The organism is Metabacillus herbersteinensis, from assembly GCF_042433335.1.
Classification (GTDB): Bacteria; Bacillota; Bacilli; order Bacillales; family Bacillaceae; genus Metabacillus; species Metabacillus herbersteinensis.
In genome coordinates this window covers 129,826-152,800 of record NZ_JBHLVO010000004.1, presented here as the reverse complement: position 1 = coordinate 152,800, position 22,975 = coordinate 129,826, and the positions used below count along the sequence as shown (strand labels likewise).

General features: G+C 36.3%; 26 protein-coding genes. All 26 read right to left on the bottom strand.

All coding sequences use genetic code 11. The features are described 5' to 3' along the window. Positions 1-8: 8 nt before the first annotated feature. Positions 9-473 carry a chemotaxis protein CheW gene (locus ACFFIX_RS07635; RefSeq protein WP_378932194.1) on the bottom strand — a complete coding sequence of 155 codons (465 nt, stop codon included), beginning with the start codon at positions 471-473 and terminating at the stop codon, positions 9-11. Between the two features lie 39 nt (positions 474-512). Further along, positions 513-2,564: a chemotaxis protein CheA gene (locus tag ACFFIX_RS07630; protein ID WP_378932192.1), complete on the bottom strand. Its 2,052-nt coding sequence runs from the start codon at positions 2,562-2,564 to the stop codon at positions 513-515. Between the two features lie 12 nt (positions 2,565-2,576). Next, entirely contained in the window at positions 2,577-3,671 is a 1,095-nt protein-coding gene (locus ACFFIX_RS07625; protein ID WP_378932191.1) for a protein-glutamate methylesterase/protein-glutamine glutaminase, read from the bottom strand. A 5-nt stretch (positions 3,672-3,676) separates the two neighbouring features. Then, entirely contained in the window at positions 3,677-4,549 is an 873-nt protein-coding gene (locus ACFFIX_RS07620) for a MinD/ParA family protein (protein WP_378932189.1), read from the bottom strand. Between the two features lie 6 nt (positions 4,550-4,555). Next, positions 4,556-5,119 (bottom strand): flagellar biosynthesis protein FlhF, encoded by a 564-nt coding sequence (locus tag ACFFIX_RS07615; RefSeq protein ID WP_378932187.1) that lies wholly within the window; start codon positions 5,117-5,119, stop codon positions 4,556-4,558. Beyond that, positions 5,116-5,694, bottom strand: a complete 579-nt coding sequence (locus ACFFIX_RS07610; RefSeq protein WP_378932185.1) for a hypothetical protein — start codon at positions 5,692-5,694, stop codon at positions 5,116-5,118. The genes ACFFIX_RS07615 and ACFFIX_RS07610 overlap by 4 nt, the downstream gene beginning before the upstream one ends. After that, entirely contained in the window at positions 5,691-7,727 is a 2,037-nt protein-coding gene (gene flhA / locus ACFFIX_RS07605; protein WP_378932183.1) for a flagellar biosynthesis protein FlhA, read from the bottom strand. The genes ACFFIX_RS07610 and flhA overlap by 4 nt, the downstream gene beginning before the upstream one ends. A 46-nt stretch (positions 7,728-7,773) precedes the next feature. Beyond that, positions 7,774-8,853, bottom strand: coding sequence for a flagellar biosynthesis protein FlhB (flhB, locus tag ACFFIX_RS07600; protein WP_378932181.1), 1,080 nt, complete (start codon positions 8,851-8,853; stop codon positions 7,774-7,776). Next, a complete protein-coding gene (fliR, locus tag ACFFIX_RS07595) occupies positions 8,850-9,632 on the bottom strand; it encodes a flagellar biosynthetic protein FliR (RefSeq protein WP_378932179.1) in 783 nt (260 codons plus the stop codon). The genes flhB and fliR overlap by 4 nt, the downstream gene beginning before the upstream one ends. A 3-nt stretch (positions 9,633-9,635) precedes the next feature. Continuing rightward, a complete protein-coding gene (gene fliQ, locus ACFFIX_RS07590) occupies positions 9,636-9,905 on the bottom strand; it encodes a flagellar biosynthesis protein FliQ (RefSeq protein ID WP_378932177.1) in 270 nt (89 codons plus the stop codon). 37 nt (positions 9,906-9,942) lie between these two features. Then, positions 9,943-10,608, bottom strand: coding sequence for a flagellar type III secretion system pore protein FliP (fliP, locus tag ACFFIX_RS07585; RefSeq protein ID WP_378932175.1), 666 nt, complete (start codon positions 10,606-10,608; stop codon positions 9,943-9,945). Beyond that, positions 10,601-11,284 (bottom strand): flagellar biosynthetic protein FliO, encoded by a 684-nt coding sequence (gene fliO / locus ACFFIX_RS07580; RefSeq protein WP_378932173.1) that lies wholly within the window; start codon positions 11,282-11,284, stop codon positions 10,601-10,603. The genes fliP and fliO overlap by 8 nt, the downstream gene beginning before the upstream one ends. Positions 11,285-11,299: 15 nt before the next feature. Next, positions 11,300-11,662 carry a chemotaxis protein CheY gene (gene cheY / locus ACFFIX_RS07575; RefSeq protein WP_378932172.1) on the bottom strand — a complete coding sequence of 121 codons (363 nt, stop codon included), beginning with the start codon at positions 11,660-11,662 and terminating at the stop codon, positions 11,300-11,302. 22 nt (positions 11,663-11,684) lie between these two features. Further along, positions 11,685-12,890, bottom strand: a complete 1,206-nt coding sequence (gene fliY / locus ACFFIX_RS07570; protein WP_378932170.1) for a flagellar motor switch phosphatase FliY — start codon at positions 12,888-12,890, stop codon at positions 11,685-11,687. After that, positions 12,880-13,878 (bottom strand): flagellar motor switch protein FliM, encoded by a 999-nt coding sequence (fliM, locus tag ACFFIX_RS07565; protein ID WP_378932168.1) that lies wholly within the window; start codon positions 13,876-13,878, stop codon positions 12,880-12,882. Before fliM ends, fliY begins: the two co-directional genes overlap by 11 nt. A 34-nt stretch (positions 13,879-13,912) precedes the next feature. After that, positions 13,913-14,341 (bottom strand): flagellar basal body-associated protein FliL, encoded by a 429-nt coding sequence (gene fliL / locus ACFFIX_RS07560; RefSeq protein WP_378932166.1) that lies wholly within the window; start codon positions 14,339-14,341, stop codon positions 13,913-13,915. Next, the gene (locus ACFFIX_RS07555; protein ID WP_378932164.1) at positions 14,334-14,555 is read right to left on the bottom strand and encodes a flagellar FlbD family protein; all 222 of its coding nucleotides are present in this window, start codon (positions 14,553-14,555) and stop codon (positions 14,334-14,336) included. The genes fliL and ACFFIX_RS07555 overlap by 8 nt, the downstream gene beginning before the upstream one ends. Before the next feature lie 46 nt (positions 14,556-14,601). Further along, on the bottom strand, positions 14,602-16,122 hold the full coding sequence (locus tag ACFFIX_RS07550; protein WP_378932162.1) for a flagellar hook-basal body complex protein: 1,521 nt from the start codon (positions 16,120-16,122) through the stop codon (positions 14,602-14,604). Between the two features lie 100 nt (positions 16,123-16,222). Then, positions 16,223-16,597, bottom strand: coding sequence for a TIGR02530 family flagellar biosynthesis protein (locus ACFFIX_RS07545; protein ID WP_378932161.1), 375 nt, complete (start codon positions 16,595-16,597; stop codon positions 16,223-16,225). A gap of 12 nt (positions 16,598-16,609) precedes the next feature. Beyond that, complete coding sequence (gene flgD / locus ACFFIX_RS07540) at positions 16,610-17,050, bottom strand: flagellar hook assembly protein FlgD (RefSeq protein ID WP_378932159.1); 441 nt, start codon at positions 17,048-17,050, stop codon at positions 16,610-16,612. Positions 17,051-17,061: 11 nt separating this feature from the next. Then, a complete protein-coding gene (locus tag ACFFIX_RS07535) occupies positions 17,062-18,798 on the bottom strand; it encodes a flagellar hook-length control protein FliK (protein WP_378932157.1) in 1,737 nt (578 codons plus the stop codon). 15 nt (positions 18,799-18,813) lie between these two features. Continuing rightward, entirely contained in the window at positions 18,814-19,407 is a 594-nt protein-coding gene (locus ACFFIX_RS07530; protein WP_378932155.1) for a MotE family protein, read from the bottom strand. A gap of 11 nt (positions 19,408-19,418) precedes the next feature. After that, positions 19,419-19,862: a flagellar export protein FliJ gene (fliJ, locus tag ACFFIX_RS07525; protein ID WP_378932153.1), complete on the bottom strand. Its 444-nt coding sequence runs from the start codon at positions 19,860-19,862 to the stop codon at positions 19,419-19,421. Then, positions 19,862-21,181: a flagellar protein export ATPase FliI gene (fliI, locus tag ACFFIX_RS07520; RefSeq protein ID WP_378932151.1), complete on the bottom strand. Its 1,320-nt coding sequence runs from the start codon at positions 21,179-21,181 to the stop codon at positions 19,862-19,864. The genes fliJ and fliI overlap by 1 nt, the downstream gene beginning before the upstream one ends. Positions 21,182-21,187: 6 nt before the next feature. Next, the gene (fliH, locus tag ACFFIX_RS07515) at positions 21,188-21,949 is read right to left on the bottom strand and encodes a flagellar assembly protein FliH (protein WP_378932149.1); all 762 of its coding nucleotides are present in this window, start codon (positions 21,947-21,949) and stop codon (positions 21,188-21,190) included. Continuing rightward, complete coding sequence (fliG, locus tag ACFFIX_RS07510) at positions 21,942-22,961, bottom strand: flagellar motor switch protein FliG (protein WP_378932147.1); 1,020 nt, start codon at positions 22,959-22,961, stop codon at positions 21,942-21,944. The genes fliH and fliG overlap by 8 nt, the downstream gene beginning before the upstream one ends. Positions 22,962-22,975 lie beyond the last annotated feature (14 nt).

The window sequence follows — 22,975 nt, the reverse complement described above, 5'->3', positions numbered from 1 at the left end:
AAGTACCTCTATATCGTTTGAAGCGAACGCGCTTCTTCAGAGTTCAATACACTTTCTAATTCAAGCATGATAATTAATCGTTTATCCAGTTTTGCTACACCTTGAATATATTCTACTTCAATAGATCCAACTACTTCTGGAGCAGGTTCAATAAGATCCTTTTCAATATCAAGTACATCGTTTGCTGCATCAACAATTAAGCCTGCTTCGATTTTATTAATCGTAACAATGATTATTCTAGTACTCTCATTGTATCCAATTTCTTCAAGACCAAATCTCTTTCTTAAATCTAAAATTGGCGTTACAACACCTCTTAAATTGATCACTCCTTTAATAAAAGAAGCAGTTCGAGGTACCCGTGTAACATGTTGAATTTTTTCAATTGAACGAACTTGTTGAACTGGTATACCATATTCCTCATTTTTTAATTGAAAAACGATGACCTTAACGTCAGATGTTATATACTCACTCATTATGGAAACCTCCTTCATTTTTACAATCTACGTCCGTTCTTATTTAATTAACGAATTGCAATCAATGATTAAAGCAACTTGTCCATCTCCGAGAATTGTCGCCCCAGAAATAGCAAATACTGTAGTTAAATAATTGCCAAGTGATTTAAGGACAATTTCTTGTTGACCAATAAAGGAGTCGACAACCATTGCCGCCATTTTTTCTCCTTTTCGGACGATAACCAAAGAAATATATTCTTCGTTTTCGACCTCTGTTGGAACTTCAAAAATATCTTTTAAGTTTACTAGAGGGACAATTTTCCCTCTAAAATCAATCACTTTTTGATTGTGTGCGTGAAGGATTTCTTCTTTTTTTATAACGGCTGTTTCTATAATTGATGATAATGGGATTGCGAATTTTTCCTTTTGTAGTTCTACCAGCATCACAGAAATAATTGAAAGTGTTAATGGAAGTTGGATAGAGAAAAGTGAGCCCTTTCCTTCTTGAGCATCAATTGACACTGTTCCACCAAGTGATTCAATCGTACTTTTAACAACATCAAGACCTACTCCACGACCAGAAATATCTGAAATTTGATCGGCCGTTGAAAAACCGGAAGAGAAAATTAACTCATACACTTGTTTATCTGTTAACGTAGATGCTAATTGCTCTGTCACGACACCACGCTCAATTGCTTTTTTTAGAACACGGTCACGACTAATTCCTGCCCCATCATCCTCAATTTCAATAAACACATGATTTCCACTATGATAAGCACTTAAAACAACATTTCCTTGTTCAGGCTTACCCTTCTTCAAGCGATCTTGTGGCATCTCAACTCCATGATCGATTGCATTTCTTAGTAAATGAACGAGTGGGTCACCTATCTCATCAATAACTGTCCGGTCTAGTTCAGTGTCAGCTCCAATAATATCAAGATTAATTTTTTTGTTAAGGTCTTTTGCAAGTTGACGAATCATTCGAGGGAAACGGTTAAATACCGTTTCGACTGGAACCATTCGCATATTCAAAATAATAGTTTGTAAATCACCCGAAATTCTCGACATTCTTTCAACGGTTTCATCGAGTTCACTATTGTTCAGCTCTTTTGAAATTTGCTCAAGTCGTCCTCGATCAATGACTAGTTCTTCAAAAAGGTTCATTAAAATATCTAAGCGTTCGATGTTAACACGTATCGTCTTAGAGCTTGTTGCTACATTTTGCTTAGGGGAAGCCTTTGCAGACGGATCCACTGCTACTGAAGCAGCTACTTCTTGTTTAGTCTCTTCAATTATGTTAACAGCTTCTGTTTCCGATTCTACAGATCGTTGCTTGGAAGACTTCAGTTGTTCAAGATTCAATGGATTAACACTAACACTATCAATCTCTGAAACTTTTAGAACACGACTTTTTATGTCGTCAGTGCTTTCTTTTGAAATCACTGCAACTGTAAACTGTGAATCAAATTTTTCCTCTTCTAGTAAATCAACAGAAGGCACTGCCTTTATTACTTCTCCGATCTGCTCTAGAATTTCAAATACCATAAACACACGTGCTGCCTTTAAAAGACAGTCCTCACGAAGGGCAATTTTAATTTCATATGAATGAAAGCCTTGTTCTTTTGACTGCTGAATGACTGTATACTCGAAGTCATCATATTCATGAATCGTTTGCATTGTGGTTTCATTATTAAAAGTTGGTGGTTCACTACTAGTAACTGAGGTAAGTTCCTCACCGTTTTCAATTTTTTTCAATTGAGCTACAACCGGTGAGACATCCTTTTTACCGTCTCCACCTTCTGCAATAGACAAGACCATTTCTTCAAGAAGATCAATAGATGCAAAAACAACGTCTAAGATCGTAGGCGTTACCATTAGCTTTTCATTACGAATGGCATCAAGTACATTTTCCATTTGGTGTGTTAGACTTGCTAAATCTTCATAACCCATTGTTGCGCTCATACCTTTTAATGTATGTGCAGAACGAAAGATATCATTAACTATTGATAAATCACTTGGGTTTTTTTCTAGATCTAGTATTTTTTCATTACACGCTTGAAGATGTTCTTTACTTTCTTCAATAAAGATCTCTAAATACTGATTCATATCCATTGTGTCACGCCCTTATTTTTGTATGTAGTTTAAAACAGACATTGCAATGTTTTGTACATCTTCTACAGTGTCAACGAGATTTGTAGCCATTGCTGATTTAGGCATTCCAAACACCACAGAGGTGTGAGCAGATTCGGATATCGCTTTTACATTAGCTGTGGATTTAAGTTTTTTTAATCCTGATGTACCGTCAGAACCCATACCTGTCATAATGACCGCAACCTTTTGATAATCTACTAATTCTGACATTGATTCGAACAGCACATCCACTGAGGGACGGTGACCATTTCGTATAGCTGATTGATCGATCTTAACAACAAGTTTTGTTCCTAGCTTGATGACTTTTAAATGCGAGCCACCTGGCGCAATATAGGCAACACCCTTTTTAACAATTTCACCGTCTTCTGCTTCCTTCACTTCTATTTCTGATACTGAATTTAGTCGAACAGCTAGTGATTGTGTAAAGCCAGGGGGCATATGCTGAACGATAAATATTGGACCATCTAAGTCTTTTGGAAATTTAGGTAGTACTTGTTGTAACGCTCTAGGACCTCCTGTAGAGGTTCCTATACATATTAAAAATGGTTTTTTATTATTTAATTCGATTTTACTAGTTCTTTTATCCTTATATGTGTCTATTTTACTATATTCAGGTTGTAATGGTGCAGTCTTTTTTTGTGGATCAACCTGGTGCATTTTTCTTATATTAGCTGATTTGGCTGAAATTACTTTTTGCTTTAGTTCCTCTTTTATCACATGAAGATCAAGCGAAATTGCACCAGAAGGCTTGGTGATAAAATCGACTGCTCCGTATTGAAGAGATAAAATTGTATTTTCTGCACCTTCTTGCGTCGTACTAGACAACATAATCACCGGTCGTGGAAATCTCTCCATAATTTCTTTTAGCGCTTCCAAACCATTCATAACCGGCATTTCAATATCTAGTGTGACAACATCTGGTTGAAGTGTCGCAATCTTTTTTAGAGCATCTTCACCATTTCTCGCCGTTGCAATGACTTCTAGTTGTTTATCCTCGCTGAGAAAATCGGCAATTAATTTTCTCATGAAAGCAGAATCATCAACGACGAGTATTTTAATCTTACTCATCATTTTTACCTACCTTTCATGAAGAAGCTTTTTAGCTTGGTGATAAAGGCTTTTTGCTCTATATTGCTTGAACTTGTTGACTTACTTTTCAGATAATCACTTGTAAGGTTAATCAGCGCTTTACTCGCTTGTGAATTTGGTTGATAGAGTAAAAATGGCGTTTGATGAATAACAGCTTTCATGATGCTAGGGTCATCAGGAATTGTACCTAATAGTGGTATATCCCTACTTAGAAATTGTTTTATTGTTAGTGATAGACGTTGGTAGGTTGATTCCCCAACTTTTCGATCGTAGGATCGATTCACAACGATGGAAAATGGAATTGAATCGTTATTGATACAAATATATTTAATCGCTGCATACGCATCTGTAAGCGATGTTGGCTCAGGAGTTGTAATAGCGATGATTTCATCAACTGATAATATGAATCTTAGGGCATCCTCTGAAATACCTGCTCCCATATCAAAAATGACATAGTCATAATGATGAAAAACCCGCTCTAGCTGTGAAGCAAAATGTTGAAATTTAGATTCACTCAGCTTGAATAGATTCGTTAACCCTGTGCCACCTGAAATATAATCCAAGCCGCTCGGGCCCTTAGTTATAATATCTGCTATCGAGAGCTGTTGTTCTAAAAAATCAACGATTGTGTGTTGAGAGCTAGATCCAATGAGAATCTCAATGTTCCCCATCCCTATATCTAAATCAAATAGTAAAACACGATGGTTTTCTTTTAAAAGAGCAAGGGAAAAGTTTAGAGAAAAATTTGATTTTCCTACTCCGCCTTTGCCACTCGTAACAGCGATGGTGTGTGCCTGTTTAGGTTGATTATGACGCATATTTAATTGTTCTCTTAGACGTGCCGCTTGATCTGTCATCATTACCTACCTCAATATCTCATCTATAATTCGTTCACTAGTTGAATGTTGAATATCATCCGGGACATTTTGGCCATGAGTTGTATAGGCAATTCCTTTCTTCGTTTTAACCATTAAATCAAGCAGCGCTCCTTTTGTAGCTGTTTCATCAAGTTTTGTAATAATCAGTTTATCGACGTGTAGTAATGAGAACTGTTCGTATACTGCAAGCATATCCTCGAGTTTAGAAGTGGCCGCTAAAACTAAAAACGTTTCCATTTCCTGGTCAAAATCAATAATTGATTGCAAATCTTTCACATACTGTAAGTTGCGAAAGTTACGACCAGCAGTATCGATATACACATGATCAAAATGTTGAAGTTTCTGCTTTGCTTCCTTAAAGTCTTCGATGTTGTAACAAACTTCAATAGGTGCATCTAATATTTTTGCATATGTTTTTAACTGATCGATTGCAGCAATTCTGTAAGTATCAGTTGTTATAAATGCAACACTCTTTTTTTGTTGAAGCATACACTCCGCAGCTAGCTTGGCGAGTGTGGTCGTCTTCCCTACCCCCGTAGGTCCTATCACATTAATGATTTTTTTTTGTAGGAAATTCCTGTAAAGGCAAGCTGCTGGATTTGATTTACTAAAATCTCTTTAAGATTCTTCTCTACTTCTTCATTAGCAAGATTCCCATTGGAACAATACCACCGCTCTAACAATTCTGCTGTGACGATCCCTCTTATTAAAGCACTAACACCTTTTTGAATAAGTTGTTCGTGAATCCTTTTAATTGGTTCTGGATAAAAGTTTTCTTGTTCATTTGCAGTAATCGATTGAATAAGGCCTTTTAGTTCTTTTAATTCATTCAGTAACACTGGTTGGTTTACTAAAAGGTTACTTTGACCTGTAATCTGGCCTTCTAGATTCTGTAGTGGTGTTCGTTTTTCCCTTGGAAGTTCTTGTTTTTGTGTTAGTGGGCGTGATGGGACATCAGGGTCCATAGCAGCAATTACTTCTATTTTTTTCTTGGTAAAAAGACCTATAAAGCCACCTGTATAAATTACTTTTGAATTTAAAATGACCGCATCATTACCAAGCTCAGATCGAATTTTTTTCATCGCTTCTTGCATGTTTAAAGCAATATATTTCTTTACCTTCATATCACATTCACCACCCCGACACTCTGAACTTCAACATTTGCTTCTAATTCGTTATAAGACAAAACTGGTAGTTGCGGGAAGTACCGATCTGTTAACTGTCGAACGTACATTCTAACCGCTGGTGAACATAACAGAATTGGAGTTTGTTCTTGGATAGAAAGCTGTTCAACTTCCTTTGCAATTGCTTCTATAATCGTTTGTGATAATTCTGGATCAATTGATAAGTAGTTTCCATGATCAGTTTGTTGAACTCCATCTGCAACTGCTTTTTCAACTTTTCCAGATAATGTAATGACCTTTAGAGTTTGATTTGCGCTTGCATACTGACTCGTAATTTGTTTCGCAAGTGCTTGTCTCACATATTCACCTAAAAGCTCGGTATCTGAACTCATTTTTCCGAAATCAGCCAGCGTTTCAAAAATCACCGGTAAATTTCGTATTGAAACCTTTTCTCGTAATAATTTTGAAAGGACCTTTTGAATTTCACCAATTCCCAGAGGGGTAGGTGTCACTTCATCAACTAAGATCGGATATGATTCTTTTAGATGATCAATAAGTTGTTTTGTTTCCTGTCTTCCCAACAATTCATGCGCATGCTGTTTAATCATTTCTGTAATATGTGTCGATACGACGGATGGTGGATCAACTACTGTGTATCCAAACATTTCTGCAGAATCTTTCATTTCTTCTGTAATCCACTTAGCCGGCAACCCGAATGATGGCTCAATTGTGTCGATACCTTCAATTGAATCGTCTTCAATACCTGGTGCCATTGCTAAATAATGATCAAGTAAAATTTCTCCTCGAGCCATTTCATTGCCTTTAATCTTTAGACGGTACTCATTCGGTTGTAACTGTATATTATCTCGTATCCTAACGACTGGGATAACTAACCCCATTTCAATCGCAAGTTGTCTTCGAATCATGACAATCCGATCGAGAAGGTCACCACCTTGATTAGTGTCCGCAAGAGGGATTAAACCGTATCCAAACTCAAACTCAATTGGATCTACATTTAAAAGATTAACGACACTTTCTGGACTCTTCATTTCATCCATTTCAATTTCTTCTTCGATTTCTTCTTCATTTTGATCTTGTTGATTTTTTGATTTTGAAATCCTATATGCTCCAAAAGCCATAATGCCTGCGATTGGAAGTGTGATAAAAAGACCAATTGGAGTAAATAGACCTAATAAAAAAATAGTTCCTGCTGCAACGTAAAGCATTGATGGGTAAGCGAATAATTGATCGGTAATATCTGATCCTAGATTTCCTTCAGATGCAGCCCTTGTCACAACAATACCAGTTGCAGTGGATATTAATAAGGCTGGTATTTGACTAACGATTCCATCCCCAACTGTTAACATCGTGAAGTGGCCAGCCGCTTCACCAAAGCCCATTCCCATTTGCATCATTCCTATTATGATGCCAAACATCATATTAATTAGCACAATAATTACGCCTGCAATGGCATCTCCTTTTACAAATTTACTTGCACCGTCCATGGCACCATAAAAATCGGCTTCTCTTGATACTTTTTCACGTCTTTCACGTGCTTGATGTTCTGAAATCACTCCTGCATTCAGGTCAGCATCAATACTCATTTGTTTTCCTGGCATTGCATCCAAAGTAAAACGAGCTGCTACTTCTGAAACACGTTCAGATCCTTTTGTTATTACGATGAATTGAATAATGATAAGGATGATGAAAACAACAAAACCAACTAACACATTGCCTCCAGTTACAAAGGTGCCAAATGTTTCTACTACTTTCCCCGCATCTCCCTCAGACAGAATTGCACGAGTTGTTGATACATTTAACCCAAGTCGAAATAATGTTAGTAATAGAATTAATGAGGGGAAAATTGCAAAATCCAATGGTTCTTTCATATTCATAGATGTAAGAATAACCAATAAAGCAAGAGATATATTGATAATGATAAGAAAGCTAAGTAACCAATGTGGAAATGGTATAATAAGCATCGCTACAATGAGAATGACGCTTAGTAATACGGATAAATCTCTTGCTGCCATGATTTTTTTCTCTCCTTAACACTTTCAATTCTCGTAATCTTAACTCTTACTTTGTATTCAACCTGTATACATACGCTAAAATTTCAGCCACTGTTTTAAAATATTCTTCTGGAACAGCATGTCCTATTTCGACTTGATCATATAGTGCTCTAGCTAAAGGTCTATTTTCTACCGTAATAATATTATTTACTCTTGCAATCTCTTTAATTTTTTGTGCAACTAAATCTACACCTTTGGCAACGATATATGGGGCATCACTTTTCTCTTCATCATATTTAAGAGCGATTGCAAAGTGAGTTGGGTTTGTGATGATAACATCTGCATTTGGTACTTCCTGCATCATGCGTCTCATCGCCATTTCACGTTGCTTTTGCTTAATTTTCGATTTTATTAGTGGATCGCCTTCAGACTTTTTGTATTCATCTTTAATGTCTTGTTTCGACATTCGAATATTTTTTTCAAAATCATATTTTTGATAGAGATAATCTAGTAATGATAAAAAAAGTAAAGCCGCTGAAGCAAATAATCCCATCTTAACAGTTAGTTGAGCAATATAGATAAGTGATTGTTCCACCGTTAAGTGGGACAACCTTAAGACCTTGTCCATATCTAACCAAAGAACTGCGAACGTGACTACACCAACAAATAATATCTTTAGCAATGATTTAAGTAGTTCAACAAGTGCACGAACGGAATAAATTCTTTTAAAGCCTTGTATCGGATTTACTTTATCTAGTTTCATTTGTACTGCTTCCGCAGAAAATAAAAAACCAACTTGTAAATAATTGCTTAAAACGCCAGCAATTAATGCAACTGCCATAATTGGTGCTAATAAAAAGGCCGAGTGATAAGACATCGTTATAAACAAGCTATGAACATTTTGCTGCGTTAAATCAATAAGCAAATAGTCTTGAAAGGTTGCTCTTAATAAGTTGACAATGCGCTCTCTCATAAATGAACCAATGAATAAAAATGAGAGAAAAACAGCTAGCAGGGTTAGAGCAGTATTCACATCAGCACTTTTTGCAACCTGTCCCTTTTTCCTTGAGTCTTGACGTTTACGAGGTGTTGCTTTTTCAGTTTTTTCACCAGAAAAGAACTGTAAATCAAGTCTAAGTTGGTTCATCCCTGAGTACCTCCAAACAACTCCATTAAGGATCGCATCGTGTAAGTCATCATTTCAAACAATTGTTCCATGAGAAGAAATAGAGCTCCCATAACTAAAATCAGCATAATGAAGCTGACTAAGATTTTAATAGGCACACCGACAACAAAGATGTTCAATTGCGGTACAGTTCTTGCAACAATACCTAAAGCAACATCTACAAGAAATAGTGAACCTACAACTGGAATCGACATCTGAAAAGCAATTATAAACATGGAATTAAAGGTTGTTACAATAAAATCCGCGATATTTTCATCACCAAACGGTAAAAACAGCTGATCGATTGGAACGTATTGATAGCTATAAAAGATCCCATCAAGCAGTAGATGATGAGCGTTTAAGCTAAGCATTAGCAACAGTGCAAAGGTATATAGAAATTGACCAATCAATGGACTTTGAGCACCTGTTTGCGGATCAAGTACATTAGCAATCGCAAATCCCATTTGAAAATCAATAAAGCTACCCGCAATTTGTACAGCGGTTAAAATGAAATATGCAGCAAACCCTAAAAGCAACCCCAAAATTGCTTCTTTTAATATGAGCATGACGTATTGTCCGTCAATTTCTATTACGGGTACTTCTAACGTAAAGAAAATGATCCAAGTGAGAAAAAAGGAGAAACCAATTTTATGTGTATTAGGAATGGTGCGGTAAGAAAATAATGGCAGTGTTACAAAAAATGCAGAAACCCTCATTAATACAAGTAAAAAAGCTGGAAAGTTCTCAAGAATACTTACCATTTGTTATCCCACAAACCTATTCAGATTACCTAAAATATCTTCCGCATATGAAAGCAAAGTTGTTAACATCCAGGGACCAAAGAAAATTAATCCAACTAGTACAGCAACAATTTTAGGGATGAAGGCTAATGTTTGCTCTTGAATTTGGGTGGTTGCTTGAAAAATACTGACGACAAGTCCGATCACTAGTGCTAAGAGCAAGAGTGGACCACAAATAATCAACGTTGTGTAGACTGCTTTTTCTGCTAATGATATGACAAACTCCGAACTCATTCTTTTTCACCCACTCTAAAAATCTGATAACATTTTATTAAAAGCTTTGAAGTAATGATTTCACAACTAAATACCAACCATCAACCAGAACAAATAACAAGATCTTAAATGGTAAGGAAATCATAACAGGTGGTAACATCATCATCCCCATTGACATCAGGACACTAGCCACAACCATGTCAATTACTAAAAAAGGAATAAATATCATAAATCCAATTTGAAAGGCAGTTTTAATCTCGCTTATTGCAAATGCTGGAACAAGTGCAGTTAGTGGAATATCTTGGACCGTTTCAGGTCTTTCAATTCCAGCGTAATTTAAAAATAATGCTAAGTCTTTTTGTCGAGTATGCTTACTCATAAATTCTTTAAATGGAATGGCCGCTCGTTCATAGGCTTCTTCTAATTGAATTTCTTCATTAAATAATGGCGTTAGTGCTTGTTCATTAACCTCTGTAAAGGTAGGAGCCATGATGAAAAAAGTCAAAAAAAGCGAAATACCGATTAGAATTTGATTCGGTGGCATTGATTGAGTTGCTAGAGATGTACGAACAAATGAAAGGACAATAATGATTCGTGTAAAGCAAGTCATTAAAATTAAGATGCTGGGCGCAATGGATAAAACTGTTAACAGCAGCAGTAATTGTACTGATGTACTTACATTTTCCGGATCGCTGCCATTAAAAAACTCCATAAATTCATTCATTCTTATTTAAACCCTTTCTCTTAAGATCCTCAAATTGTTCGCTACGTTCGTTTTTAATGTTGTTTAGCTGTTCCTTAAATGTTGTCGAAAACGTTGATGGTGAACCCGATTTTACATTTGGTGATTTTCTCAATAACTGCTGAGACACCTTTTGGAATACATCCATTGGTTCTATCGTTTGCTGATGTTTACGCTCATGCTCAACGAGAATTTTTTCACATTCATCTATGTCATCAATTTCTTTTAATAATTGAATGGTTTCACCTACACCGACAACTAATACTCTTTCCCCAACTTTAATCATTTGTACTGATTTATTAGGCCCAAGACTTGTACCGCCTATGTTTTCAATGTAGCGAAATTGTTGAAACAATCGATTCCGCTTTGTGACAAACTTTAGAAGAAAATAAATGAGAAACAGTACAAAAGCTAGCGCAAAGACCATCTTTATCATATCGCCTGCAGTTACAGACAGAGACTCATTGTTTTTCTCTACCTCTATTGGCTTGTCCTCAGGCACCGGTTCTTCTTCAGTCTCTTCCTTTTTTTCTTCATCCGGATTAAGCAGTTCATAAACACTTCCATTAGACTGCTCGGCTTTTACAGTTAATGAAAGGGGTGGAGCAAGAAATATACTTATGATGAACAGCAATAAGATGAGTCTTCTCTGAAGCAATGTATTTGCCACCTTTTAACTTAATGTTTTACCAATTGCCTCTAATACTCGGTCCGCTTGGAAAGGTTTTACAATAAAGTCTTTGGCTCCAGCTTGAATTGCATCAATAACCATTGATTGTTGACCCATCGCTGAACACATGATGACTTTTGCATTTGGGTTGATTTGTTTGATTGCTTTAAGTGATGCGATTCCATCCATCTCAGGCATTGTAATATCCATCGTTACAAGATCTGGTTGTGTTTCTTTATATTTTTCAACAGCTTGGGCTCCGTCAGCCGCTTCAGCTACTACTTCATATCCATTTTTTGTTAGTATATCTTTAATCATCATTCTCATAAATGCTGCATCGTCAACGATCATAATTTTGTGTGCCATTGTTTTTTTCCACTCCTATTAATTATCTTATTTTATTTAATCTTTCTTTTTGGCTTACGATATCTGTTACTCGAACACCGAAATTCTCATCGATGACCACAACCTCGCCTTTTGCAACAATTTTATTATTTACGAGAATATCAACAGGCTCGCCAGCCAGTTTATCCAATTCTATAATAGACCCTGAAGAAAGTTCTAATATTTCCTTAACTGATCGTTTCGTTCTTCCTAATTCAACGGTTACTTGCAGAGGTATATCTAATAACATATCTAAATTTTGAACGTCAGGTTGGTGATAATTAACAGGTTCAAAGTTAGAAAAATCTGCCGGCTTCACGTTAACTGACGGCTGCTCCGCAGGGGGATGCATATATTGTTGCCCAGGCATTGCATAACTTTGCGAATGTCCCATAGGCTGCTGATATTGATTTGTTTGTTGTTGATAAGCAATTGGTTCGTTATACACAGCTTGTTCGGTGGGTGGTGTATGAATTTCTTCTCTTACCGCTTCAGCCGTCGCAGCTATTTCAGGCTCTGGATTCATCAGTTCTCTAATTAGTTCCTGTGCAAAGTGTACAGGCAAAAGCTGCATGATATTTGAATCAATTAAGGTCCCAATTTTTAAGCGAAACGAAACCTTTAGGAATAAGTGATCTTCTGGTATTGCATCACTATCTTCACCTTCATTTGCATCAAGAAGCTCGACTCTAGGTGGTGAAATATCTACTTTTTTATTAAACACCGTTGACATTGAGGTTGCCGCAGAACCCATCATTTGGTTCATCGCCTCTTGAACAGCACTTATTTGAATTTCCCCTAGCATTTCATCAGGGTTCGTTCCGTCTCCACCAATCATTAAATCAGCAATTATCGCTGCGTCACTCTGCTTAATTACTAACAAATTACTCCCTGTAAAACCTTCTGTATAACTAACATTTATTGCGACATATGGATGTGGAAACTCATTTCTTAGTTTACTTTTAAGAACAATTGCCACACTGGGTGTTGTTATTTCTACTTTTTGATGTAACAACGTTGATAGAGCAGTTGCAGAGCTACCAAAGGATATATTCCCTATCTCACCAATTGCGTCTTGCTCCATCTCATTGAAGTAATCTTTAATTTTAGGTGTGTTTTCTTCTTCGGTAGATTGCTCCGAATGATCGTTACCTGTTCCCTTCAACAGAGCATCGATTTCGTCTTGTGATAACATATTGTTACTCACCATCTTCGTCACCTCTCGATAAGTGGTCAATAATTTGAACCGCTAATTTTTTGTTGATTTTACCTGGTTGTCCAGTGAATTTCGGTTTATCTCCTATTTTTACCACCAATGGTTTGTCGATGGATTTATCTAATTGAATAACATCACCTAACTGTAGCTGTAAGAAATCCTGTATCGAGATATCAGCTGTACCAAGTTCAGCAATAATTGGAAGCTCAGCACGACGAATTTGCTTTTGTAATGCCTCGATTTCATGTGGTTTAGGCTCTTTTCGATCAGATTGCATCCAATAATGTACGGACAATTTAGGAATGATGGGTTCGAGAACAACATGCGGAATACACAAGTTAATCATGCCACTCGTTTCACCAATTTGTGTATTCAATGAAATCACAATAACTGTTTCATTCGGCGATACCATTTGCAAAAATTGCGGATTCACTTCAAAATCAGTCATCATTGGTTCTACTTCAATAATTGAATTCCAAGCTTCTTGATAATTTTCTAGAGACTTTTCAAAAAGATTGGACATAATTTTATTTTCAATTTCAGTTAAATTTTCTATTTTATTCACACTTGTACCTAACCCACCAAGTACACGATCCAACATTGCATAAGCAATGTTTGGATTAACTTCCATTAATACGCGACCTTCGAGCGGTTGAACCTCAAAGACATTGAGCACAGTCATTTTAGGAATTGAACGAATAAATTCTTCATATGGTAATTGATCAACTGATGCGACATTAATGTGAATATACGTTCTTAGTTGTGCTGAGAAATAGGTCGTTAAAAGCCTAGCAAAGTTATCATGAATTCGTGTTAAGCTTCGAATTTGATCTTTAGAAAAACGAAGTGCTCTTTTGAAGTCATAAACTCTAACTTTTCTCTCTGCTTCTTCTTTTTTTAACTCATCTGCATCCATTTCTCCTGTTGAAATGGCCGATAGCAAGGCATCAATTTCACTTTGGGACATTATATCACTTGCCAATATCTTCACCTCCCGGAATTACATGTATGAAAAACTATTGAAGAATATAGGAAGTTGTGTAGACCTTCTCAACCTTACCTTCGTGCATTAATTTATTTGCTTCATTCTTTACAACTTCCTTTAGTTTGTCCATACCTTCTTTTCCTTCAAGCTGTTCAGATGTCATATTTGCAAGCTCAGAAATGATAATATCACGAACTTGAAATTCTCTTTTTTCAAGTTCTTCTTTTGCCTTTTTAGAATCAGTTTCTAATTTGAAAGCAAGGCGAACAATATTACCAGTTGCTAAATTTGTTGTAATTTCAGGTATATCAACAGATGCTTCAACAACTTCTTCAATTGAAGGAGTCTTATTCTCATCATCTGTATTTACAAATTTCATCACAACAAATAGAGCTGTTACACCAATCAGTGTAATGGATATGATGATAACGAGCATGATGCTTAAAAGCTTTTTATTCATCTTCCAGTACCTCCATGCTCTTTCGCGATGAAAGAACATTTATCTCTTGATAAAACTTTATTATTTTCTTACAAACCACACTCTCTGACTCTTTTACAACAAACTTTTTTCCATTAGATAGGGTAATCGTTGTATCAGGGAATGATTCAATCAATTCAATATGAACCGCATTTAAGTAAAATGATTTCCCATTTAATTTTGTCACTTTAATCATATTAACCAGGAGCCCACCCCTTGGAGTGAACTCCCTACCCCCTAACTTAACGTTTTAAGTTAACTAATTCTTGTAGAATTTCATCAGAAGTTGTGATGATTTTCGTATTTGATTGGAATCCACGTTGTGCGACGATCATTTCAGTGAATTCTTCCGACAGGTCCACATTGGACATTTCGAGTGTGCCGGCAACGATTGAAGCAGCACCCTCTGAACCTGGAGCCAATAATTCATCAAGTTGGATTCCATTATTGTTTCGGTCTAGTGAACCGGAGTTAGCTGATGCACGAAATAAATTACCTCCAACTTTTTCCATACCACCAGCATTTGCAAAGTTTGCAATTCGAATTTGACCTGCGATATTGAGTTCACCTTGGTTATTCACAAAAGATACAGTCCCATCTGGTCCTATACTGAAGCTTTTAGCTGTTAGTGGGATTTGAATTAATCCTGCATCACCGCTTAAACCATTAGTCCATTGTGGTTGTTGTAATTCTTCGGCTAAGTTTTCGAAATCGATTACTGTTCGACCAATTTTTTCTAAATCAAGCATATAGTTATCTAAATTAGACAATAAGTCATTCATTTGAGAGAGTTCAAGATCAGAAACACGCTCCTTTATATCTGTTACATCATCTGGAAAGGTATTTTCTAGTTGAAGTAGGGAAGTGGTAATTTCTCGGAATATTTGTCCAACTGGCTCTGCTGTATTAAAAGCATCTACTGCACCATTTAACGTTGATAAAGATGAATTAAAATTAATTAATTCTTCATCAAAACTCGCTGGATCAGTTACAGCTTTTTCATTAAATTGTGTCCAAATGGTTGTTAAAGCATCATGTGTACTTTCCATCGCAGCGTACATTGGTCCATCAGTTTCTGGGGATTCGTTCTTTTCCCAATTACTCTGAGCATCAGAATATTCGTTGTAAGCATCCATTAAGTTTTTCGCTTGAGTTGATATCCCTTTTAACGTATCGGTCATATCTTTAAAAGGGTTATTGAAATTATTTATTGCGTTTAGAGCGTTAATCGATTTTGTAACTGCAAGATCAGTAGGAACTGACTTTTCTCCAGATTCACCAACGATAAACATACCATCTGACGTTACAAGGTAACCTTTGTCATCTAAGTAGAAGTTTCCCGCTCTTGTGTAATTCATATCTAACGCATCATCAATTGCACCAAGAATACGATTATCTCCAATTTGATTGCCCCGATCTACATTTACTCTACCAGGGTCTTTTACTGTTGCTACTGGGAAGAAACCATCTCCTGCTAGAGCAAGATCTAAAGTACGTGATGTCGTTTGTGTTGAGCCTGTTGTATGAATCGTGTCGATTGAAGCAATTTGTGAGCCTAATCCTACTTGTTGTGAATTTGTTCCACCACGGAACTGTGTTGCAGCAGTTGCTACTGAGATTTGTTGGTTCACTAAATCTTTAAACGTGGTGCGTCCTTTTTTAAATCCATAAGTGTTTACATTAGCGATATTGTTACCAATTACATCTAATTTCACTTGAAAATTCTTCATTCCACTTATTCCTGCGTACATTGAACGTAACATTTAATTTTCTCTCCCTTTTCATGAATAAAATTTTTAATTTAATTGAACTTTGTTGCTTCTGTCATTCCACAACTATGGCTTCCTTTAAGGTCCAACCAAATTAGTCCATGATAATTGTTCCATTAATATTTGTGAATATTTGCGATTTCGCTTCGGATCGATTCATTGCGGTAATTACTGTATTGTTTCTTGCATTAATAATAAGTGCAGCCTCATTAACAAGGACAAGTGAATCATTTACACCCTTTTGGAGTGCTTCTTGCACTTTTTTCTCAATTAAAGCCCATTCATCCTTTGAAAAATTGATATCCCTTTCATGTAGCCTTGTCTGAGCGTGTTTACTAATTTTTAATTGTTGATCTTGAATCTCTGTTAAAACATTTTGAAAGGATGGTGAATCATCACTTTTTGCTTTGTTATTCTTGTTAATTAACTCAAGTGGGTGTTTTTGAATAGAGTCTATTCGAAAATTCATGTCATTCATCCTTTACTCAGCTTGGCTGATTTTAGAGATGAGGTCGGCTGAAATTTCTTTCCCATTATCAAGTTCCAGTAAAACTCCGGTGGTAGACTGTTTAATCGATTTAACTACACCAGTTTGAATAGTTTCAACTTGATCGTCTTGCTTTTCAGTCCACTCAACTTTTTTACCAATCATTTCAGAATACTTTAGGATCGATTCATGTCCAGATTGTGATTGTAGAAACTTTTCCATCATACTTGTCATGTTTGTCATTTGCTCTAATGAAGAAAAATTCGCCATTTGTGAAATGAATTCTTTGTCTTCCATTGGCTTTAATGGATCTTGATTTTGAAGCTGTGCAATTAGGATTTTTAAGAAGTCATCTTTTCCTAGGTTTGAATCTCCCGATGTTTTTGTGTTAGGTTTATTAGAAATAAATAAATTCGGATCGATTGTCGTGCTCATTTTCACCCTCCTTATACGGTTGTATTTAGCGCGACTTTCAGAGTGTCCGTAAACGATTGCTCTGAATCATCGTCTCTTTCTTGTTCAGATTCATTAAACTGTTTTTCTCGTTTTTCTTCTTTTGGTGCTTGATCTTTTAAACTATTAAATGGCTCAGAAAACACTTCAAAACGATCAATTTGTACATTAAGACTTGGAAGAGCTTGTCTTAATTGATGTAAGCTATGTTCAAGTAATTCTTTTGAAGATTGTGTAGATGCAATGATTTTTGCAACCATCTCTCCATTTTGTTGAATTAATCTTATCGTTAATGCCCCTAGATGCTCTGGGTTTAATTTAATAGTTAAACGATTCGTATTATTAGCTAGTTGTGCAAATTTGCTTTTTTTCATTGCTTCAAGTACTTGATTTGTGAATTCTTGTCTTAGAGCGGGATCTATTTTTTCTTTTGTGACCGTCAAAAATGATTCCTTAGAAACGAATTCATTTAATACAATTGTCGAATGATTCTCTTCCTTCTGACTTTGTTTTGGAAGATCAGATTCATTTAAACCTGATATAACATTGCTTAACATCTTTTGGAGAATGGTTATATCGATCACTTTACTATTTGAAGTAAATTCATGATCTACTGAATCATTTCCAAATCGTTCTTTAAGTTCTTTGGAGAAACTTTCAATTACCTTATTTAACAGTGGTGTGTCAGTCTTTTGCCTAATTAATTGGGAGACTACATTTGGTGACTCTTTTAATTGCTCTAAACTCTGCATGAGTATCGGAAACTCTTGCTTTGATGTATGTAGTACCTTTTCTACGAAAATAGTAGCTTCGAGTTTAGCTAAGTCTACTTCATTCATCATACCTAATCTTGGTAAAATGCTTTTAGGGTTCATTTGGCTATTTGTGAAACTTGGGAATTCCTGTTGAAGCAATCCGTTTAGGAGGTCCTTCATTACAGGTTCGTTTTGGATTGAGCCTTCGAAGATCCCACTCTCAACAGATAACTCATTTAGGATCTTTTCAATTTCCACTTTAATGTCTTTAAGAGACTGTGTTTCAATACTCTCGACTTTCATTTCGTTAGGCGACTCATTCAGTTGATTTAAACTCTGCATGGCGAGTAAGGGATACTCTTGCTTTGATGTTTGTAGTGCCTTTTCTTTCAAAATAGTAGTCTCGAGTTTAGCTATGTCTGTATCATTCATCGCACTTATACTTTGTAAAATGCTTTTAGGGTCCACTTGGCTATTGGCAAAACTTGAGAATTCATGTTGTAGCAATTCGTTAAGCTTTGGCATTACTTTACTAAAATCAGCCTTCGTTTGTTGCAAAAGTTTCTCCATACCAAGTAAAAGTGCAGTTGTTTCAATAATTGTTGATCCATCATCTAAGCTATTAAGGATTTCATCTAGGGAAAATGCTCCCTCAATCAAATCTAGTACTTCTGTTTTCAAGATAGCGGGCAATCCGTTTAAGAGGTCCATCATTACCGGATCGTTTTGGAATGAGCCTTCGAAAATTCCACTCTCAACAGATAATTCATTCAGGATCTCTTCAATGTCCACTTTAATGTCCTCAAGAGATTGCGTTTCAAAGCTTTCAACTTTTATGTCATCAACTTTTGGACTTTCTAGAGGTTTTTGTTGACTTGAAAGCATATCTTTAAATCTTGTAATTGATGTTTGGTGTTCTGTTGCTTTTAATTGGTTGGGACGAGAAGTCATCAGCATAATTGGCGCGACATTCATTCTTTCACCTCCCTTCTATTCAATTTGTTCTGCAAGCAACTTCGTATATTTAGCAGCATCTTCAGCTGTCATTTTTTCTAGAACAGCTGTAAGTTGGTCATCCTTAATTGATGTTAAAATCATCATCGCATCATCAGTATCTAATATTGGAATAATTTCTGCAGCTTTCTTAGATGACATCTCACCATAAATTTTAGCGATATCCTTACTGCTTGATTCTTTATTCGATTCTTCAAGTAACTTTATCTGTTCTTCTAGAGATTTCACTTCCTGATTTAACCGGCCAATTTCACTTTCCTTTAACGAAACGTCATTTTCTAGAGCACTGATGTCTGCATTTTGATTTGCAAGCGTTTTTTTCAAACCCGTTTGTTCTTGCTGTAGTTTTTCTGATACTTTTTGCACGTTCGTGTCACTATTTACTTTTTCTTCTTCAACTAGTTTATCTATGAATGGAAGAGTTGACGCAAAGTCTTTTGTTTTCCCTAAAGGATCAAATCCAGCCATTGTTAAGATGACAGAGACTAGGATTAGCGTAAATAAAACCGGTATAAATATGACAAAGAAAAACCATTGAAACTTACCGTAATCTCTCTCCGTTTTCTCCATTCGAATCTCACCTAATTTCTCGCGTTCATATAAGACTGGATGGATAGATCATCCATAAATTTGTTTTCTACTACTTTCAGATCATCTAAATATACGTTTAAATGCTTTTCCTTCATATTCTCGTACTTTTTAACCTCAATGTTTTTTTGCATAAGTTTTACTTGCATCTCGTTCATTTTATTACGTGTTAACATCACTAATTTTTGATAATGTGTGATGGTCTTTTCGATATTTGTGACGAATTGTTGAAAGTGTCGAATCTCTTGTACAGACATTCCACCGTTTAATTTGTTTAATGTAGAGGTTTCTAAAACTTCTTTTCTCTTTAAACAGTCATAAAGTTTCTCAGCCACTTGTTCAAAGTCTTGAACGGATTGGTTATAATCAGCAAGCGATTTTTCTTTTTCATTTTCTTTTAAATCTAGCACTTTTTGAAACCGATATTGATACCCCACTAAAACTCACCTTTTTCAATCAACTGATTTAATGCTACTATACTTTCTTCCATCGTCATTTTGTCATGCACTTCTTGTTTTAGGAACGAAATGATTTTTGGATAGAAGCGAATTGCTTCATCTATTTCTCGAGAAGACCCGCGCTTATATGCTCCGATGTTTATAAGATCTTCTGAATTTAAGTATGTTGATAGTAAGTCACGAAGCTTAGTTGCAGCGACACGATGTTCATCTGTAACAATTTGGTTCATAACACGGCTGATACTTTTTAAAACGTTAATTGCGGGAAATTGACCTTTATTAGCTAGTTGGCGATCAAGAACGATATGACCGTCGAGTATACCTCGAACAGTGTCTGCTATAGGTTCATTCATATCATCACCATCGACGAGTACCGTGTAAAAAGCGGTAATGGTTCCGTGTTCATTTGTACCGGTTCTTTCTAATAGCTTTGGCAAAATTGCAAAAACGGATGGCGTATATCCTTTAGTAGTTGGAGGTTCACCTACAGCAAGACCAATTTCACGTTGTGCCATAGCAACACGTGTAACAGAGTCCATCATGAACATGACATTTAGCCCTTTATCACGAAAATATTCTGCGACCGCTGTCGCTGTGTATGCAGCTTTTATCCTCATTAGTGCTGGCTGATCTGATGTAGCCACAATCACAATCGAACGTGCTAGTCCTTCTGGTCCGAGATCTTTTTCAATAAACTCGCGAACTTCCCGTCCACGCTCACCAACGAGAGCAATCACATTGATATCTGCATTCGTATTACGAGAAATCATTCCCATTAAGGTACTTTTACCGACTCCACTTCCTGCAAAAATACCAACACGCTGTCCTTTTCCAACTGTTAGTAAACTATCAATTACTCTTACACCAACCTCTATATTCTCTCGGATCGGTGGGCGTTTCATAGGATTTGGCGGAGATTGATCAGAAGGAACAGATGTTAACCCCTTTGGAAGACTAGATTCGTCTAAAGGGTGACCAAATGCATCAATCACTTTTCCAATTAAGTTAGAACCAACCTTAATTTTTAGTGAATCTTGGGTAGCCTCAACAATACTTCCTGGAGAGAGGTTCGTTACTTGTAAAAATGGCATTAGTAATACATTTTCATCTTTAAACCCGACCACTTCAGCTGGAATTTTTGTTGTTTTTTTTGAGCCTGTATAAATGTAACACAAGTCACCAATTGAGCTTTCTGGTCCCCTAGATTCAATCATTAATCCGACTACTCTTTTTACTTTTCCAAAACGTTTATATGAATCTAAGCCATCGATTTCGTGTATTAAGTCTGCAGCATTCATCCTGAATCAGTCCTCTCTGAGGATTAGCAATAGTTGATCCTTTAACTGTTGAAGCTGTGTATCAATACTTGCATCAATTCGTCCAAAAGGGGATTCGATATAGCAACTTTTTTCGTCCATCTCTTCGTCTGCATAAATGAGTAGATCTGATTCATTTGTTATTAATAATGTAAGCTCAGTTTTTTGAGACAATAGTAGCTGATAATTTATAGGATGAACATGAATTTTTATATCTACATATTCTTTTACTTCTTTTAGAGCTTTTTTTATAATCTCAGTAAAACGTTCTTGTGATTGGTCAATTTCAGATGCAAGGATTTTTTCAGCGAGTTTAACAGATAATGTAAGGATTGTTTCTTCAGCAGATTGGACTTTATCTTCGTAATCTTGTTTTGCTAAAGTCACAATCTTCCTAGATTCCTCTATAAATTCTACATGCATTCTTTCAGCTTCTTGCCTGCCTAGTTCTAATCCTTCTGCATACCCTTCTTGCTTAGCTTGTTCAATTATGAGTTCACGTTCCTCTTGCCAAGCCGCACGCTCTTGGTCAATGCTTCTCAATACTTCATCCAGTTGTTGATGTGAACGCTGGATTAATTCTTTTGCTTCGTTTTCAGCATTATGTATCACTTTTTGTGCACGGAGAGATACAGATGGATCAACAGTTTCTATGCTATCTTCTAGGAGATCGCGGACTGTATTAACTGAAATGGAAAACTTTTCTCGATCATTGCGGTTAGTAAATTGAGATTTAATTAACCTAGACAATGATGTCATCTCCTCCTCCACGAGCAATTACGATTTCACCAGCTTCTTCTAACCTACGGATAACGCTAACGATTCTAGATTGTGCTTCCTCTACATCGCGTAACCTTACCGGACCCATGTACTCCATTTCTTCTTTAAATGTATCGACCATACGCTTGGACATATTTTTATAGACGATTTCTTTCACTTCTTCACTTGCAACCTTTAGTGATAGCATTAAGTCATCATTTTCAACATCGCGGATTACACGTTGAATTGCTCGACTATCAAGCGTCACGATATCTTCAAAGACGAACATTCTTTTCTTAATTTCTTCTGCAAGTTCTGGGTCTTGAATTTCTAATGAGTCAAGAATTGTCTTCTCCGTACTACGATCTACTCCATTTAAAACCTCAACGACCGCTTCAATACCACCCGTTTGTGTATAATCCTGTGTGACTGTCGAAGAAAGCTTTCGTTCAAGTATCTGTTCTACCTCATTAATAATTTCAGGTGAAGTTCGATCCATGACAGCAATTCTTCTAGCAATATCTGCTTGTACCTCTTGTGGTAGTTCAGACAAAATCTGCCCAGATTGGGTTGGCTCTAGGTAAGATAGAATCAACGCAATCGTTTGTGGATGTTCTGTTTGAATAAAATTCAAAATTTGATTTGGATCTGCTTTTCTAGCAAAATCAAATGGTCTGACTTGCAATGATGACGTGAGTCGGTGAATGATATTTGTCGCACGCTCTTCACCTAGTGCCTTTTCAAGGACTTGTTTGGCATAGGCAATTCCACCTTGTGAGATAAAATCTTGAGCCATAGCTATATCGTGAAACTCCTCGATGATTTCTTCCTTTTTTTGTGCTTCAACTTTTCGAACGCCAGATATTTCTAACGTTAGTTTTTCAATTTCCTCTTCTGATAGATGCTTATAAACAGCTGCAGAGACATCAGGACCTAATGAGATTAAGAGGATAGCTGCCTTCTGTTTACCAGTTAATTTTTCTTGTATATCTCTTCTTGCCATACCTTTAGGTCCTC